Annotated in this window: 14 protein-coding genes; 4 read left to right on the top strand and 10 right to left on the bottom strand. The window is 71.3% G+C overall.

Annotation, left to right across the window (positions count from 1 at the left end):
• Positions 1 to 52 precede the first annotated feature (52 nt).
• The 5 genes from QIT00_RS22185 to QIT00_RS22165 all read right to left on the bottom strand — a co-directional run bounded on the left by QIT00_RS22185 (position 53) and on the right by QIT00_RS22165 (position 4,966).
• A complete protein-coding gene (locus QIT00_RS22185; RefSeq protein WP_282537088.1) occupies positions 53 to 796 on the bottom strand; it encodes a hypothetical protein in 744 nt (247 codons plus the stop codon).
• Positions 793 to 1,521, bottom strand: a complete 729-nt coding sequence (locus tag QIT00_RS22180; RefSeq protein WP_282537087.1) for a T4 family baseplate hub assembly chaperone — start codon at positions 1,519 to 1,521, stop codon at positions 793 to 795. Before QIT00_RS22180 ends, QIT00_RS22185 begins: the two co-directional genes overlap by 4 nt.
• A gap of 81 nt (positions 1,522 to 1,602) precedes the next feature.
• Complete coding sequence (locus tag QIT00_RS22175; RefSeq protein ID WP_282537086.1) at positions 1,603 to 2,127, bottom strand: phage tail protein; 525 nt, start codon at positions 2,125 to 2,127, stop codon at positions 1,603 to 1,605.
• A 67-nt stretch (positions 2,128 to 2,194) separates the two neighbouring features.
• The gene (locus tag QIT00_RS22170; protein WP_282537085.1) at positions 2,195 to 4,060 is read right to left on the bottom strand and encodes a phage tail sheath family protein; all 1,866 of its coding nucleotides are present in this window, start codon (positions 4,058 to 4,060) and stop codon (positions 2,195 to 2,197) included.
• A 465-nt stretch (positions 4,061 to 4,525) separates the two neighbouring features.
• Complete coding sequence (locus QIT00_RS22165; RefSeq protein WP_282537084.1) at positions 4,526 to 4,966, bottom strand: STAS domain-containing protein; 441 nt, start codon at positions 4,964 to 4,966, stop codon at positions 4,526 to 4,528.
• Positions 4,967 to 5,322: 356 nt separating this feature from the next.
• Between QIT00_RS22165 and QIT00_RS22160 the strand changes: the two genes are divergently transcribed.
• On the top strand, positions 5,323 to 6,522 hold the full coding sequence (locus QIT00_RS22160) for an acyl-CoA dehydrogenase family protein (RefSeq protein WP_282537083.1): 1,200 nt from the start codon (positions 5,323 to 5,325) through the stop codon (positions 6,520 to 6,522).
• A 116-nt stretch (positions 6,523 to 6,638) separates the two neighbouring features.
• Here QIT00_RS22160 and QIT00_RS22155 read toward each other — a convergent pair whose 3' ends face one another.
• The 4 genes from QIT00_RS22155 to QIT00_RS22140 form a co-directional block, all read right to left on the bottom strand.
• Positions 6,639 to 7,541 (bottom strand): LysR family transcriptional regulator, encoded by a 903-nt coding sequence (locus QIT00_RS22155; RefSeq protein WP_282537082.1) that lies wholly within the window; start codon positions 7,539 to 7,541, stop codon positions 6,639 to 6,641.
• A 22-nt stretch (positions 7,542 to 7,563) separates the two neighbouring features.
• Positions 7,564 to 8,754: a glycine C-acetyltransferase gene (locus QIT00_RS22150; protein WP_282537081.1), complete on the bottom strand. Its 1,191-nt coding sequence runs from the start codon at positions 8,752 to 8,754 to the stop codon at positions 7,564 to 7,566.
• Positions 8,755 to 8,806: 52 nt separating this feature from the next.
• Positions 8,807 to 9,835, bottom strand: a complete 1,029-nt coding sequence (gene tdh / locus QIT00_RS22145; protein WP_282537080.1) for an L-threonine 3-dehydrogenase — start codon at positions 9,833 to 9,835, stop codon at positions 8,807 to 8,809.
• 333 nt (positions 9,836 to 10,168) lie between these two features.
• The gene (locus QIT00_RS22140; RefSeq protein WP_282537079.1) at positions 10,169 to 12,487 is read right to left on the bottom strand and encodes an FdhF/YdeP family oxidoreductase; all 2,319 of its coding nucleotides are present in this window, start codon (positions 12,485 to 12,487) and stop codon (positions 10,169 to 10,171) included.
• A gap of 319 nt (positions 12,488 to 12,806) precedes the next feature.
• On the opposite strand from QIT00_RS22140, the gene QIT00_RS22135 reads away from it, so the two are divergent.
• Positions 12,807 to 13,955: a Dyp-type peroxidase gene (locus tag QIT00_RS22135; RefSeq protein WP_282537078.1), complete on the top strand. Its 1,149-nt coding sequence runs from the start codon at positions 12,807 to 12,809 to the stop codon at positions 13,953 to 13,955.
• On the top strand, positions 13,952 to 14,764 hold the full coding sequence (locus tag QIT00_RS22130) for a family 1 encapsulin nanocompartment shell protein (protein ID WP_282537077.1): 813 nt from the start codon (positions 13,952 to 13,954) through the stop codon (positions 14,762 to 14,764). Before QIT00_RS22135 ends, QIT00_RS22130 begins: the two co-directional genes overlap by 4 nt.
• Positions 14,765 to 14,863: 99 nt before the next feature.
• Here QIT00_RS22130 and QIT00_RS22125 read toward each other — a convergent pair whose 3' ends face one another.
• Positions 14,864 to 15,049: a hypothetical protein gene (locus tag QIT00_RS22125; protein WP_282537076.1), complete on the bottom strand. Its 186-nt coding sequence runs from the start codon at positions 15,047 to 15,049 to the stop codon at positions 14,864 to 14,866.
• On the opposite strand from QIT00_RS22125, the gene QIT00_RS22120 reads away from it, so the two are divergent.
• Positions 15,048 to 15,494, top strand: a complete 447-nt coding sequence (locus QIT00_RS22120; RefSeq protein ID WP_282537075.1) for a hypothetical protein — start codon at positions 15,048 to 15,050, stop codon at positions 15,492 to 15,494. The two genes, QIT00_RS22125 and QIT00_RS22120, sit on opposite strands and share 2 nt — an antisense overlap.
• The last annotated feature ends 100 nt before the right edge of the window (positions 15,495 to 15,594 follow it).

The following is a 15,594-nucleotide window of genomic DNA, read 5'->3' as shown; positions in this document are numbered from 1 at the left end:
TCGCGTCCCTCGTGCCCTACGGATTCCACCGTGCGTACGTGTACGGCGTCGTTCACTCGCGCCCCCGTGCCAGGTAGTCGGAGAGGCTCACCGTCGCCTCGCGCCGCTCCCGCGCGGCCGGGCGCCGGGCCGTGGGCGCCTGCCCCCCGGCGGTGACCTCAAGGCGCCCGATCTGCACCTGCACGACCTGCTCCGGGGGCTGCCCCCGGCGTCGCGCACCGCTCTGCCGTACGGCCTCCCGGGCGGCCGCCGTGTCGACGCCGCTGGGGCGCAGGGGAGTGGCGGGGCCGGGCGTGGCGGTGCGGTCGGCGGCCGAGGGGCGGACGGGCGCGGGCGTGTCGCGCCGGACCGCCGAATCGGCGTCGCTGTCCGTACGGCGTGTCGCGTCCGGTACGGGCCGCAGCCGGGGCGCGGCGGCGGCCGCGGGGCGAAGGAGCGGCGCGGGGAGGGCGGCGGGGGCCGCCGGGCGCGGTTCCCGCGCGGGCTCCGCCGCGCGGTCCCGCTCTGTGCGGACGACGGTCCGCTCCCGCTCGGTCAACTGCCGCACTTCGCGTAGGGGTGCCCCCAACTCCCCTTTCGAAGCGGGGTGTTGAGCTGCGGTCGGCCACAGAGGTGCCGTCCCCTCCGGCTCTTCCGCGCCCCCGCGTACCGCCTCGGCGCGCTCGAAGGGACCAGCCAGGCGTGGCTGGACGCGTACGACACCGGGGCGCGCCGGAGCGGCCGGCCGGTGCCGGGCGAGCAGCCGGTCGAGGAAGTCGGGGTCACGGTCGCGGGACGCCCCGGTGGAGTCGGTCATGGTGCGCACAGCTCCAGGTAGTAGCGGCGCCGCAGCGGGCTGAGCGCCAGGATCTGGGGTTCGCTCCAGCCGTAGGCGGTGGCCAGGAGGTGGACGTCGAGAAGTACGTCTCGGGCCCAGGCGTCCAGTTCGGTCCACAGGTAGGAGGCGATGTCGAGTTCGGAGCGGGTGGCCGTGGCGCACTCGGGGCAGCTGATCGTGAGGTTCACGTCGGCCGCCGGGTCGGCGGCCTCGGCGGCCTCGGCGACGCGCCGCTCCAGTGCGGCGGGCAGCGAGTCGACGGGCAGCGGCTCCCCGTCGCGTACGACCGCCGTCACGCAGCTGTGGAGCAGCGCACGCCGTGGGTCGGGCCGCCGGGCCGCCGCCGCCAGATCGGCGACGGCCGGCAGCCGGAACTCCACCTTCCAAGGGCCGTCGGAGATGCTCAGCGCCCCGTCGTCGGCCGGGGCGGGAGAGCGGGCGAACTCCCCGGCGTCCAGGTCGAATTCGAGGTCCTCTCCGCACGCGGAGCAGTCGAGCCGCACCTGCATACGGTCCCCGAAAAGAGCCCGGCGCAGCGCGAACAGATCGGCCTCGCGCGCCCCGACGGGCAGCGCGAGCAGCGCCCCGCTGTCCCCGGCGAACTCGGGGCGGGCGGTGCGGTGCAGGAGCAGGGCACGGCCGAAGCCGTCCTGCCCGAGACCGGCCTCCCAGGTGGCCAGGAGGTCGGCGGCCTGTGCGCTCACCTTGCCCGCCCCCGTTTCTTATACCGCGTCGCCCCGACTGTGCTGGTGGTGCCGTTCCCTCAAACCTCAACCGGCCCTTTATCAGGCCGGGTTGAGGAAGGAGGGCTCCTGCGGTTCTGGGACTTCGTAGTCCCGCTCCCAGCCCTCGCACTCCAGCTTCAGCGACTGGATCGCCACCGCGTTGGCGTTGGCGTCCATCTCGCCGAGCACCTGGTACTCGCTCGGCCAGCTGCGGTACAGCTTGTGCGAGACGGCCACCTGACCGGCTTCGTTGAGGACCTGGATGACGATGTCCTTGCGGAAGTCGGCGAGCGACACCTCGGAGCCGAGCCCGGCGCCGACCTGCCAGACCTTGTTGGCCCAGCGGTCGAACTCGGGGTCGTGCGTGACGCCGCGCTCCAGGGTGACGCCCTCGAACTCGGAGCGGCCCGGCGACTTCCGCGGCGAGCTGGGGTCGCCGCCGTGCCGGTGCTTGACGACCTCGGTGGTCCGCTTCAGCGGGCTGATCTTGCTGATGCCCGCGACCGTCCGACCGTCCCACAGGACCAGGAACTTGAAATTCTTGTACGGATCGAATCGTTGGGCGTTGACTGTGAACTCAGGCATCGGGATTCCTTCTCGATCTGCAGGGTTCGTTCTGCAGGGCTCGTTCTGCAGGCTCGTTCCGCAGGTCTCAGAGCGCGAACTGGCCGGCCGTCTGCTGGAGTTTGACGATCACGAACTCGGCGGGCTTCACCGGCGCGATGCCGACGAGCACGTTCACCACTCCGTTCGCGATGTCGTCGTCCGTCGTCGTGTCGTGGTCGCACTTGACGAAGTACGCCTCGCGGGGCGTGCCGCCCTTGAAGGCGCCCTGCCGGAACAGGTTGTGCAGATACGAGGAGGCGCTGAGGCGGATCTGCTGCCACAGGTTCTCGTCGTTCGGCTCGAACACGACCCACTGCAGTCCGCGGTGCAGGCTCTCCTCGACGTGCAGCGCGAGCCGCCGCACCGGCACGTACGCCCACTCGCTGTCCAGGGCGTCGGAGCCCTCCAGGGTGCGCGCGCCCCAGACCAGCGGGCCGGCCATCGGGAAGGTCCGCAGGCAGTTCACGCCCAGCGGGTTGAGCAGGCCGTTCTCCCGGTCGGTGAGCTTGACCGTGAGCGAGTGCACGCCCGCGAGCCGCGCCTCGGTGCCGGCCGGGGCCTTCCACACGCCGCGCTCCGCGTCCGTACGCGCGAACACGCCCGCGATGGCGCCGGACGGCGGGAAGGAGCGCAGCCGGCCCGTGAGCGGGTCGGTGAGCTGGATGTGCGGGAAGTACAGGCCCGCGTGGTTGCCGCGCACCGGCTCGAACGCGGCGAGCCCGGCCCGCGCGGTGTCGACGCTGACCCAGGTACTGGGCGCGTCCACGAGCAGGAAGATCCGCCGCTCCTGGCACAGCCGCTGCGCGGCCGACACGACGGTGAGGATGTCCTCGACCGATTCGTACGCGGCCAGCTCGGGCAGTGCGAGGAGGTTGACGTCGGGCTCGTCGCGCAGGGCCTGGATGCCGGTCTTGCCGGACTCGCTGCCGATGAGGTCGCGCGGCCCGGGCGGGTCGCCGTCCTCGCCGCCCTCCAGCGGGAAGACGGGCGGATTGACGGAGGCTTCGAGGCCCAGGTCGTTGGCGCACTCGCCGACGAAGCGGACGACGTCCTCGGGGTCGGTGGAGCCCGCGACGACCTGGACGCGGCGGCCGAAGGCGGTGACCTCGGCGCCCGCGAAGGCGTGCTTGCCGGGCGCGTCCGGCAGGGCCCGCAGCTTGCGCTCAAGGAGCTGGGCGAGCTCGGTGACGTTGCACGGCGCCTCGCCGTCGCAGTCCGGGTCGTACAGCGTGAACTCGCGCTCCACCTCGCCGATCTTCACCGTCAGGTCGACGGCCAGGTCGGGGAGTTCATGACCGAATGGCTTGGAGACGGTACCCGACGGGTCGGGCCGGCCCTCGTCGAGCGCCTCCACGCGGATCAGCCGGGAACCGGAGTTGATCACCGTGGGTGCGTACCGGCCGTGCGAGGCGTCCATGGACAGGCCGGTGAAGGCCTCGCGGGCGCTGCCGCGCGCGTCGTACACGCGCAGGTTGAAGGTCTCCTCGGGGCAGGGCGTGTCGTAGTCGACGGCGACGCGCAGGCCGTTGCCCCAGAGGCCGGGTTCCTTGGCGTGCACTTCGAGGACGGGGCACTCGCTGCGGCCCTCGGTGGACTCCAGGGTGACGCAGGCCGCCTTGCCGCTGCGGGCCTTGGCGACCCGGACGATCACGGCGACGGTGCCGCCGTTGCCGAAGAACTGGTGCACCGCGTAGCCGACGGCGCTCTGCGAGCTCAGGCCACCGAAGCGGCGCTCGAACTCGGCGAAGCTGGTGATGCGCACCGGCTCGTTGAGCGGGCCGCGCCGGGTGTGTCCCACGAACGCGGTCACCGAGGTCGTGATGGTCGAGATGGTGCGGGCACTGCTGGGAAGCTCTTCGACGTAAACGCCGGGATACGTCGGCTTGGCAGCGCTCACTGCATGCGTCGGCATTCCCCCTCCTATCCCTTCTCAGGCACCGGTTGACAGGCACCAAGAGGCGGCAGAGGGATGTGACACCACGCCGCGCGCCGCCGCGTCTGGCCGGACGCGGCACCACGCGCACTTGATCAGTTTCCCCCGTCAGTGCCCGAGCGTTTCGACCGATCGGGCCAAGCTGTGCGCTTGTGACTCCTGATGCTCGAGTGCTGAACGCAGTATTAGACGCGGGGAGTTGGCGGAACAAGGTGTCTTCAGGACACCTCGGGAGGAGGTTGTGTGAAGAGATGTGCCGTGGGCGTTACTCCCCTAACTCCGCTGCAAATAAACGGAGTTGGTCATCTCCGCCTCGGCGTGGCGGGGTTGACGCGGGGAACCTCGGGAGTCGGGGTCGGGGTCGGGGTCGGGGTCGGTCGTCGGAGGTTCGGTCTGCGTGACATCCCGTCAGTCCCGTCAGTCCCCTCAATCCCGTCAGTCCCGTCAAGGGATGGTGCGGTGCGCGCCGTTGCTCGAAAGCCCCGCCGCGCCCGATCCGGGCGGCGCGCCGCACGCGGCGCACGGCTCGCGTGGCGCGTCCAGCTCGGGCGGCAGCGCCTCCCAGTTCGAGAAGCACGGTTCGAGCCCGGTGAGCAGCAGGACGCGGCGGACTCGGGGGATGCCGCGGACAAGCCGCACCTGGACGTCGCGTGCCGTGCAATGGCGTCTGATGCGGACGAGCAGCCGCAGCCCGCTCGCGTCCAGAAAGGTCACCGGACGGAGGTCCACGACGACTTCACGCCAGGGCAGTTCGACGAGCAGACCCGTCAGGCGTGGCGCCAGTACCTGATGGGCCCATGCGTCGATCTCGCCGTAAAGGACGAGCACGAGTGTCTCGCCCACTGAGCGGTGCTGGAGGCCGAAGGCCGGCTCAGAGAACTTCATGGCCCACCTGGAAGACTCAGCTCCTTATACGAGGAGTGACGAAAAGGGAGTGGCGTCGGCGGCTGCTCCGGCGCCTGTGGCCCCCCGTCAGCTGGGGGAGCGCGACCGTGTCGAAGGCATCATTCCCGCTCAGGGCATTCGTAAGCGTGTTCCGTCGGTACGGACGCCGCTTCGGCGCCACATAAGGCTCGCGTCAGCGTCGACTACGCACAGTAGTGGTACGGGAGTTGGGGCGGTCGACACCCCAACACCGCCCGGATGCAAGGGACTTGACGCGTGCGGCCTGCCTCTTCCCTATTCTTGAAACACGTTCTACCGTGTGCGCCGCCGCAGGACCGCGAGAGTCTGGAGGGGCCGTGCACCTCGAATACACGCCTGAGCAAAAGCGGTTGCGCACCGAGCTGCGCGCCTATTTCGCGGAGCTCGTACCGGATCAGGCCTACGCGCGCTACGAGGACCCCGCCGAGCAGAAGCGGTTCTACCGCGAGACCGTGCGCCGGCTCGGCGGCGACGGATGGCTGGGCGTGGGCTGGCCCCAGGAGTACGGGGGCCGGGGCCTGACCCCGATGGAACAGTTCATCTTCTTCGACGAGGCTGCGCAGGCCGGGGTCCCGCTGCCGCTGATGGCGCTCAACACCGTCGGCCCGACGATCATGCAGTTCGGCACCGACGAGCAGAAGGCGTACTTCCTGCCGAAGATCCTCGCCGGTGAGATCGACTTCGCCATCGGCTACAGCGAACCCGAGGCGGGCACCGATCTCGCCGCGCTGCGGACGAAGGCGGTGCGCGAGGGCGACACGGCCACCGGCCACTACACAGTGAACGGCCAGAAGATCTGGACCACCAACGGCGACACCGCCGACTGGGTGTGGCTCGCCGTGCGCACCACCGTCCCCGAGGAGGGCGTACCGCCGCACAAGGGCATCACCATGCTCCTGGTGCCGACCTCGGACCCCGGCTACTCCTGCACCGTCATCAACACCCTCGCCTCGCACGACACGACGGCCAGCTACTACGAGAACGTCCGCGTGCCCGTCGCGCACCGCGTCGGCGAGGAGAACAAGGGCTGGCGCCTGATCACCAACCAGCTCAACCACGAACGCGTCACGCTCGCCGCGCACGGCACGATGGCGATCCGCGCCCTGCACGATGTCCAGCGCTGGGCCGCCGGCACGAAGCTCGCCGACGGGCGCCGGGTGCTCGACCTCGGCTGGGTCAGGCAGCGCCTGGCCCGGACACACGCCAAGCTCGACGCGATGAAGCTGCTCAACTGGCAGATGGTGAGCGCCGTCCAGAACGGCACGCTCACCCCGCAGGACGCCTCGGCGGTCAAGGTGTACGGCTCCGAGGCGCGGCGTGACGCGTACGCGTGGCTGATGGAGGTCGTGGCTGCGGCGGGCCCGCTGAAGGAGGGGTCTGCGGGGGCGGTCCTCCACGGTGAGCTGGAGCGCGGCTACCGGTCCGCGGTGATCTTCACCTTCGGTGGGGGGAACAACGAGATTCAGCGGGAGATCATCTCTTGGATCGGGTTGGGGATGCCTCGGGTACGGCGGTGAGTTTCGTGCCCCGAAAGGGGCGCGGGGAACTGCGCGACCAGCCACGACGGCGGGTAAGCCGACAGTCAGCCGCTGCAAGCTTTCGGGAAGGGGCGGGGAGGGGAAAGGAGCGCGCCTCAGCCCGCAGCCGCCCGACGCAGCGCGTCAAGCACCGGGCGAATCAGCGGATGCGCCTCCGCCCCGTGCCGTACCGCCGCGAACACCTTCCGCTCCGGGGCCACCGCGTCCACCGGGCGTACCGCCGCCTCCGCCAGGTCCGCCCCGCGCAGTGCCGAGCGCGGGACCAGGGCTACGCCCGCGCCCGCCGACGCGAGGGCGACCACCGCGCGGAAGTCGTCCGATGAGTGCTCGAACTGCGGGGAGAAGCCCGCGTGTTCACAGGCGAGGACGACCACGTCGTGGCACGGGTTGCCGGGGTAGGGGCCGATCCATGTGTCCTGGGCCAGATCCCCGAGCCGGATCCACTCCGAGTCCGCGAGCCGGTGCGTGGCCGGAAGCACCGCGTCGAAGGGCTCCGCGTAGAGCGGTACGCGCGTGATGCGGTCGTCGTCCGCGCCGGGCGCGCCGCGGTACTCCACCGCGACCGCGACGTCGATCCGCCGGTCGAGCAGCATCGGCAGGCTCGCGTCGCCCTCGGTGTCCTGGACGCGGACCCGGATGCCGGGGGATGTGATTGCGAGGTGCCCGAGGGCCGGGCCGACGACCAGGCCGATGCCGGTCGCGAACGAGGCCAACGTCACCGTGCCCGCCTCGCCCGTGCTGTACGCGGCCAGCTCCGCCTCCGCCCGCTCCAGCTGCGCGAGGACGGCGTTGGTGTGGGTCAGCAGGATCTCGCCCGCCGCGGTGAGCCGGACACCCCGCGCGCCCCGCTCGACCAGCTTGTGGCCCGTCTCCTGCTCCAAGGCCGTGAGCTGCTGGGAGACCGCGGAGGGCGTGAGGTAGAGCGCGGCGGCGGCCGCCGTCACGGTGCTGTGGTCGGCCACCGCCCGGAGGATGTGCAGCCGCCGCGCTTCGATCATGTATCCGATTGTCCCAAACCGGTCAGCCGAGCCGCGCCCGGGCGTCGACGAAGGCGTCCACGGCCCGGTTCACGTCCTCGGTGGAGTGCGCCGCCGACAGCTGGACGCGGATCCGGGCCTTGCCCTGCGGGACCACCGGGTACGAGAAGCCGATCACGTACACCCCCCGCTCCAGGAGCAGCTCGGCCATCCGCCCCGCCACCGACGCGTCGCCGATCATCACGGGCGCGATGGCGTGGTCGCCGGGGAGGACGTCGAAGCCCTCCGCCGTCATGCGGGTGCGGAACAGCTCGGTGTTCGCCGCGAGCCGCTCGCGCAGGTCACCCGCCGACTCAAGCAGGTCGAGGACCTTGAGCGACGCCGCCGCGATCACCGGGGCGAGGCTGTTGGAGAAGAGGTACGGGCGCGAGCGCTGGCGCAGCAGGGCGACGATCTCCGCGCGCGCCGCGACGTACCCGCCGGACGCGCCGCCGAGGGCCTTGCCGAGGGTGCCGGTGATGATGTCGACACGGTCCATGACGCCGTGCAGCTCGGGCGTGCCGCGGCCGCCGGGGCCGACGAAGCCGACGGCGTGCGAGTCGTCGACCATGACCATCGCGTCGTACCGCTCCGCGAGGTCGCAGATCTCGGCGAGCGGCGCCACGTAGCCGTCCATGGAGAACACGCCGTCGGTGACGATCAGGCGGCGGCGCGCCTCGGACGCGTCCTTCAACTGCCGTTCCAGATCGGCCAGATCACGGTTGGCGTAGCGGAAGCGGCGGGCCTTGGAGAGGCGGATGCCGTCGATGATCGAGGCGTGGTTGAGGGCGTCCGAGATCACCGCGTCCTCGGGGCCGAGCAGCGTCTCGAAGACACCGCCGTTGGCGTCGAAGCAGGAGGAGTAGAGGATCGTGTCCTCCTGGCCGAGGAACGCCGAGAGCCGCGCCTCCAGCTCCTTGTGCACCTCCTGCGTACCGCAGATGAAGCGCACCGAGGCCATGCCGTAGCCCCAGCGGTCCAGGGCCGCGTGACCGGCCGCGATGACCTCGGGGTGGTCGGCGAGGCCGAGGTAGTTGTTGGCGCAGAAGTTGAGCACCTCGCCGGGCCGGCCGCCCGCGGTCACCTCGACACTGGCGGACTGCGGGGTGCCGATGACCCGCTCGGGCTTGTGCAGCCCGGCCGCGGTGATCTCGTCGAGGGTGCTGCGCAGGTCGTCTCGTACGTTCTCGAACACGGTGAAAGTCCTTCGGGGAGTGGGGAGTTGAGGGCGCGAGGGGATGCCGGGCTCAGCCGGTCCAGTCGAGGATGACCTTGCCGCCACGGCCGCTCGCCGCGTCCTCGAAGGCGGCGTCGAAGTCGGTGTACGCGTACCGGCCGGTGATCACGGGGGACAGGTCGAGGCCGCCTTCGAGGAGGACCGACATCGCGTACCAGGTCTCGAACATCTCGCGGCCGTAGATGCCCTTGATGGTGATCATCGAGGTGACGACGCGCGCCCAGTCGACGGCGAACTCCTCCGCGGGCAGGCCGAGCATGGCGATCCGGCCGCCGTGCGTCATGTTGGCGAGCATCTCGCGCATCGCGGCGGGGTTGCCGGACATCTCCAGGCCGATGTCGAAGCCCTCGCGCAGGCCGAGCTGCCGCTGGCCGTCGGCGATCGTGGACCGCGACACGTCGAGGGCGAGGCTGACGCCGACTTTTCGGGCCAGTTCGAGGCGCTCCTCGCTCACGTCGGTGACCACGACGTTACGGGCCCCCGCGTGCGCCGCGACCGCCGCCGCCATCAGGCCGATCGGCCCGGCGCCGGTGATCAGCACGTCCTCGCCGACCAGCGGGAACGACAGGGCGGTGTGCACGGCGTTGCCGAACGGGTCGAAGATCGCCGCGATGTCCAGGTCCACGGGCACCCGGTGCACCCATACGTTGGACGCGGGCAGCGCCACGTACTCGGCGAACGCCCCGTCGCGGCCCACGCCCAGGCCGACGGTCGCGCGGCACAGGTGGCGCCGCCCGGCCAGGCAGTTGCGGCAGGTCCCGCAGACCAGGTGGCCCTCGCCGCTGACGCGGTCGCCGACGTCGATCCCGGTCACGTCACGGCCGGTCTCGACCACCTCGCCGACGAACTCGTGCCCGACGACGAGCGGCGCCGCGATCGTCGACCGCGCCCAGCCGTCCCAGGCGCGGATGTGCAGATCGGTGCCGCAGATCCCGGTCCGCTGCACCTTGATCAGCACGTCGCCGGTGCCGATGGCGGGCTCGGGCACGTCCGCGAGCCACAGTCCCGGTTCGGCCTTCTCCTTGACCAGTGCCTTCAACGGCTCGACTCCTTCTCGTCGCGCACGCGGGCAGGGCAGGGCACGGCCCGGTACGGGGAGAGCGATGGGTGGGGTGGCGGCCGTCCCACCGCCGCGCATGACTCTTCCGTACGGGCGGCCCGGGGTCCATCGAGGTTTTCTTAAGCGCGGCCGCAGCTTTCCTGCACGCCCGCCGCGAGGCTGGCCTTGACCGGGGCAACTGGCCGATGACCGGCTGCCCCGTGCGGTCTCATCGCGGGCTGCGGGCTGGTGGGGGTTGCTCGCGCCCGCGCGGCGTAGCCGCAAATTGTCACAGCCCCGCGCCCCTGAAGGCTGCGGCTGCGCCGCGCCTCCTCAACTCCCCCCGGAGGGCCGGACGGTGACCCGTACATGCTTCATGATCGGCTGATCGCTCTGCGTGCTGTAGTCGCCGAGAGCGCACAGCACATTCATCTCCGGCATGTATCCGGCCGCGCAGCCCCGCGGAATGTCGTACGGCACCGCCAGATAGCCCTCGACCGACCTCTCGCTGCCGTCGCGCGCGGTGCTCGTGATGTCCACCGGCGCCATCTCGTCGATACCGCGCTCCCGCATGTCGGCCCGGTTCATGAAGACGAGTGTGCGCAGGTTCTTGATGCCGCGGTAGCGGTCGTTGTCGGAGTAGATCGTGGTGTTCCACTGGTCGTGCGAGCGCATCGTGCCCAGCGCGAGCGTGCCCGGCTCGGGGACGACGTTCGGCAGGGGAGCCGCGGAGAACTCGGCGCGCCCCGACGGGGTGAGGAAGACCAGCTCGCGGGCGGGCTGCTTGATGCGGAAGCCGAGGGGCAGCCGCACCCGCCGGTTGAAGTCCTCGAAGCCGTCGAGTGCTTGGGCCATGGTGTCGCGGATGCGGTCGTAGTCCTCGATGTACCAGTCCCAGGGCGTCTCGCTCTCCGGCAGCGCGGCGCGCGCCATGCCCGCGACGATCGCCGGTTCCGAGAGCAGATGCTCCGACGCGGGCCGCCTCATGCCGAGCGACAGATGCACCATGCTCATCGAGTCCTCGACGGAGGTCCGCTGGACGCCCTTGCGCTGATGGTCCTTCTCGGTACGGCCGAGGCACGGCAGGATCAACGCCCGCTTCCCGTGTACCACATGACTGCGATTCAGCTTCGTGCTGACCTGCACGGTCAACGCGCAGTTGCGCAACGCCTCGTACGTGACGGGCGTGTCCGGCGCCGCCAGGGCGAAGTTGCCGCCCATGCCGACGAACACCGTCACGTCACCGCTCCGCATCGCCTTGATCGTGGCCACCGTGTCCAGGCCGTGCTCGCGGGGCGGCTCGATCCCGCAGACCTCGGCGAGCCGGTCGAGGAACGCCTCGGTGGGCCGGTGGTCGATGCCGCAGGTGCGGTTGCCCTGGACGTTGCTGTGCCCGCGCACGGGGGAGGGGCCCGCACCCTCGCGGCCCAGATTGCCGCGCAGCAGAAGGAGGTTGACGATCTCCCGGACCGTGTCGACGCCGTGCTCGTGCTGTGTCAGGCCCAGGCACCAGCTGACGATGGACCGGTCCGCCTCCTCGTACACGCGTGCCGCCTCGAGGATGTCGGCGCGGCTCAGGCCCGACTGCTCCTCCAACTCGTCCCAGGACGTGGCCTCGCAGAGCGAGCGGTACGCGTCGAAGCCCGTGGTGTGCCGGTCGATGAACTCCGGGTCCAGGGCCTTCGGGTCCCGCGCCGACTGCTCCAGGATCGCCTTGGCCATCCCGCGCAGCAGCGCCATGTCGCCGCCGATCCGCACCTGGAGGTTGAGGGTGCTCGTCCTCGTCGTCTTGAACCGGGCCATGTCGAGGAAGTCGTGCGGCACGATCGTGCGCGTCGCGGCCGCCTCCACCAGCGGGTTGACGTGCACGATCTGCGCCCCGCGGTGGTACGCCTCGGCCAGCGCCGTCAGCATGCGGGGCGCGTTGGAGGCCGCGTTGACGCCGAAGATGAACAGCGCGTCGGCGGACTCCCAGTCCTTGAGGTCGACGGTCCCCTTGCCCGTGCCCAGAGCGGCCCGGAGCGCCCGGCCGCTCGCCTCGTGGCACATGTTGGAGCAGTCCGGCAGGTTGTTGGTGCCGAGCTCGCGGGCCATCAGCTGGTACAGGAACGTGGCCTCGTTGCCGAGCCGGCCCGAGGTGTAGAACGCGGCCCGGTTCGGGTCGTCGAGCTCCCGCAGATGCCGTCCGACCAGCTCGAACGCGTCCTTCCAGCCGATCGGGACGTAGTGGTCGGTGTCCGGGTCGTACACCATCGGCTCGGTCAGCCGGCCCTGGTCCTCCAGGTCGTGGTCGCTCCACTCGAACAGCTCCGTCACGGTGTGCGCGGCGAAGAACGCGCGGTCGACCCGCTTCGGGGTCAGCTCCCAGGTGACGTGCTTGATGCCGTTCTCGCAGATGTCCAGACGCAGGCCCTTGGTGTCGTCGGGCCACGCGCATCCGGGACAGTCGAAGCCGGTCCGCTCGTGGTTCATCTTCATGATCGCCCGTGGCCCGTCCACGAACGCGTGCTCGCGCACGAGGAACGACGTCACGCTCTTCGCGGCGCCCCAGCCCGCGGCGGGGTGGTGGTACGGGTGGAACTCGGGCTGCCCGTCGGGGGCGGGACCCACCTCGGGCTCCCGGACGTCCGGTCGCTCCTCGTCGATGCTCAAGACTCTCAGCCCTTCCGTGTACGGGTGCGGGGTTGCCCCTGTGCGAGTGCGGTGGCCCCTGTACGAGTGCGGTGGCCCCTGTACGAGTGCGGTGGCCCCTGTGCGAGTGCGGTGGGCCCCTGTGCGGGTGCGAGGTGCCCCCCGAAGGCGGGCGCCCCGGCCGGCGGTCCGGTCCTCGGGGGTCGGGGGGCCTCGGGGGTCCTCGGGGTGCGTACGCGGGGCTGCACCCTCGGTCGGCCGCACCTAGGCTGGCGCCGACCGATCGGTCCGCTTTGTCACCCTTTGGCGACGTTCTCTGCCATTCTCCGACGGGAGTCCCATGGTCGCAGCGCAACCCGTCATCACCCCGCCCGCCAAGGCCGCGGTCTTCCTGGTCGCCACCGTGAACCCCGGCGGCGAGGACACGGTGCGCGAGACGCTCCAGGACCTGGCCGGGCTGATCCGCTCGGTCTCCTTCCGCGAGTCCGCCGAGGGCCTCTCCTGTGTCGCCGGTATCGGCTCGGACGCCTGGGACCGCCTCGCCGCCGGGCCCCGCCCCCGCGAGCTGCACCCCTTCGAAGCCCTTCAGGGCCCCCGGCACGCCGCCCCGGCCACCCCCGGAGACCTCCTCTTCCACCTGCGCGCCCGCCGCCTCGACCTCTGCTTCGAGCTGGCCCGGCTGATCCTGGACGCGCTCGTCGACGCCGTCACCGTCGTCGACGAGGTGCACGGCTTCGGCTACTTCGACGCGCGCGACCTCCTCGGCTTCGTCGACGGCAGCGAGAACCCCACGGGCGGCGCCGCCCACGACGCGGTCTACATCGGCGACGAGGACCCGCCCTTCCGGGGCGGCTCCTACGTCATCGTGCAGAAGTACGTGCACGACATGGCCGCCTGGAACGCGCTCAGCGTCGAGGAACAGGAACGCGTCATCGGCCGCAGCAAGGCGGACAACGTCGAGATGTCCGACGACGTCAAGCCCGCCGACTCGCACGTCGCGCTCACCACGGTCGAGGACGACGACGGCACGGAACGGAAAATCGTCCGCGAGAACATGCCGTTCGGCCGGATCGGCCAGGGCGAGTTCGGCACGTACTTCATCGGCTACGGGCGCACGCCCGACGTGACCGAGCGGATGCTGCGCAACATGTTCATCGGCGATCCGCCCGGCACCACGGACCGCATCCTCGACTTCTCCACGGCCGTCACCGGCGGCCTCTTCTTCGTACCCAGCGCCGAGCTGCTCGAGGACTTCCCCGCCCCGCCGTCCTCCTCCGCTTCCGCTTCCGCGTCCGAGCCCGGGCGGGCCCCCGAGCCCCGACCCGCCGGAGCCCCCCTCGCCGACCCCGGCCCGTCCGCCGTGGCGGTCCTGCCCACCGAGTCCGTCGAACTCGCCGAGCCCGCCGCACCGGCCGAGGCACCCGAGCCCGCCCCGCAGCCCGTCCGCAGCGGCTCCCTCGGCATCGGAAGCCTGAAAGGAACGCCATGACGCCCCCCGCCGTCACCAACCTGCACCGCGAACTCGCCCCGATCACCCCGGCCGCCTGGGCCGAGATCGAGGAAGAGGCCCGCCGCACCTTCCGCCGCCACGTCGCCGGCCGCCGCGTCGTCGACGTCCCCGACGCCGGCGGCGCCCAGCTCTCCGCCGTCGGCACCGGCCACCTCATCGACATGACCCCGCCCGCCCCCGGAGTCACCGCCCGGCTGCGCGAGTGCAGACCGCTGGTCGAACTCCGAGTCCCGTTCACCGTCGACCGCGCCGCCGTCGACGACGTGGACCGCGGCGCCCAGGACTCCGACTGGCAGCCCGTGAAGGACGCCGCGCGCACCATGGCGTACGTCGAGGACCGCACGATCTTCGACGGGTACTCCGCCGCCCAGGTCGACGGGTTGCGGTCCTGCTCGTCCAACCCGGTCGTGAGCCTCCCGGCCGAGGCGCGCGACTACCCCGACGCGGTCAGCCGCGCCCTCACCGAACTCCGCCTCGCCGGGGTCGACGGCCCGTACCAACTCCTCCTGGGCGCCGAGGAGTACAGAGCCGTCAGCGAGACCTCCGACCACGGCTACCCGATCGCCGCCCACCTCGCCCGCATGCTCGACGGCACCCCGATCTGGGCCCCCGCCCTCAGCGGCGGCTTCGTCCTCTCCACCCGCGGCGGCGACTTCGAACTCCGCCTAGGCCAGGACGTCGCCATCGGCTACGCGAGCCACGACGCCCACCAGATCGACCTCTACTTCCACGAGACGCTGACGTTTCTCGCGTACACGGACGAGGCGGTCGTGGTGCTCGAAGCCTGACCGCACCTCCCAACCCCCTTACCTGGCACCGGAATCGACCATCCGGGGCTGTACGTGATGGAATTCCCCGTGAAAACGCCAGGTGGACGGGGGAGGACCTCAGGTGGGCAGGGCAAGGGACCGGACGCGCGTCGCGGTCGAGCGTGCGCGGGTCGCGGTACCGGCGGGTGAGGTCTTGCGTGGCGCGCACTCGGCCTGCGTGGCGATGCGGGCGCCGAGCCCCGGGAGATTCCGCCGCCCTCGCGGCCTGCGGGGTGAGCGGCGCACGCTGTACAGCTGGTGCATGGCCCCGGCGTACGTCTTCCTGATCCTCTCGACCATCAACCTGGCCTGGGACCCGTTCGACGGCAAGAAGAAGCCCCCCGGCAAGCCCTTCAGCGGCGGCTGGGACAGCCTCGCCGGGCAGCTCATCCGCGGCCTGCACCCACGCACCAAGAACGGCGCGGACACGGTCATGCAGGTCACCGACCGCCGCCTCCAGCTCGTGCACGTCTCCCACGCCGGGTCCTTCCGAGGCACCCCTCGCCGCGTCGAGGTCGGCTGGTCCCTGGACGTGCGGCATGTCAGCTGGATCCGGGACCGCAGCGACGACCACGGCGGCTGCCACGAGATCGGGTTCTCCGACGGCTCGTGGTGCTCGGTGCAGTTCCAGGGCCAGGGCTGGCGCAAGATGCCCGAAGCGTTCCCGTACCGGCTCAGCCACCTCGACCCGCACCCGTACGGAGGCTGAACCCCGCCCCTCCCGCCCGGCGCCCCGCCCGGCCTACCCTGGGTAACGAGCGGCGGGAGGTGCGCGACCGTGCGGGACGTGAGCAGCGGCGAGGGCGCGG

The organism is Streptomyces luteolus (genome assembly GCF_029968015.1).
Lineage (GTDB): Bacteria > Actinomycetota > Actinomycetes > Streptomycetales > Streptomycetaceae > Streptomyces > Streptomyces luteolus.
Note: the sequence above shows the minus strand (reverse complement) of the source record. Positions and strands in the feature narration are given on the sequence as shown.

What these genes read in the sequence shown, in the direction of transcription:
- QIT00_RS22185 (WP_282537088.1), bottom strand. Translation starts at nt 796, where the DNA reads ATGACCGACTCCACCGGGGCGTCCCGCGACCGTGACCCCGACTTCCTC.
- QIT00_RS22175 (WP_282537086.1), bottom strand. Translation starts at nt 2,127, where the DNA reads ATGCCTGAGTTCACAGTCAACGCCCAACGATTCGATCCGTACAAGAAT.
- QIT00_RS22170 (WP_282537085.1), bottom strand. Translation starts at nt 4,060, where the DNA reads ATGCCGACGCATGCAGTGAGCGCTGCCAAGCCGACGTATCCCGGCGTT.
- QIT00_RS22165 (WP_282537084.1), bottom strand. Translation starts at nt 4,966, where the DNA reads ATGAAGTTCTCTGAGCCGGCCTTCGGCCTCCAGCACCGCTCAGTGGGC.
- QIT00_RS22155 (WP_282537082.1), bottom strand. Translation starts at nt 7,541, where the DNA reads ATGATCGAAGCGCGGCGGCTGCACATCCTCCGGGCGGTGGCCGACCAC.
- QIT00_RS22135 (WP_282537078.1), top strand. Translation starts at nt 12,807, where the DNA reads ATGGTCGCAGCGCAACCCGTCATCACCCCGCCCGCCAAGGCCGCGGTC.
- QIT00_RS22130 (WP_282537077.1), top strand. Translation starts at nt 13,952, where the DNA reads ATGACGCCCCCCGCCGTCACCAACCTGCACCGCGAACTCGCCCCGATC.
- QIT00_RS22120 (WP_282537075.1), top strand. Translation starts at nt 15,048, where the DNA reads ATGGCCCCGGCGTACGTCTTCCTGATCCTCTCGACCATCAACCTGGCC.
- QIT00_RS22125 (WP_282537076.1), bottom strand. Translation starts at nt 15,049, where the DNA reads ATGCACCAGCTGTACAGCGTGCGCCGCTCACCCCGCAGGCCGCGAGGG.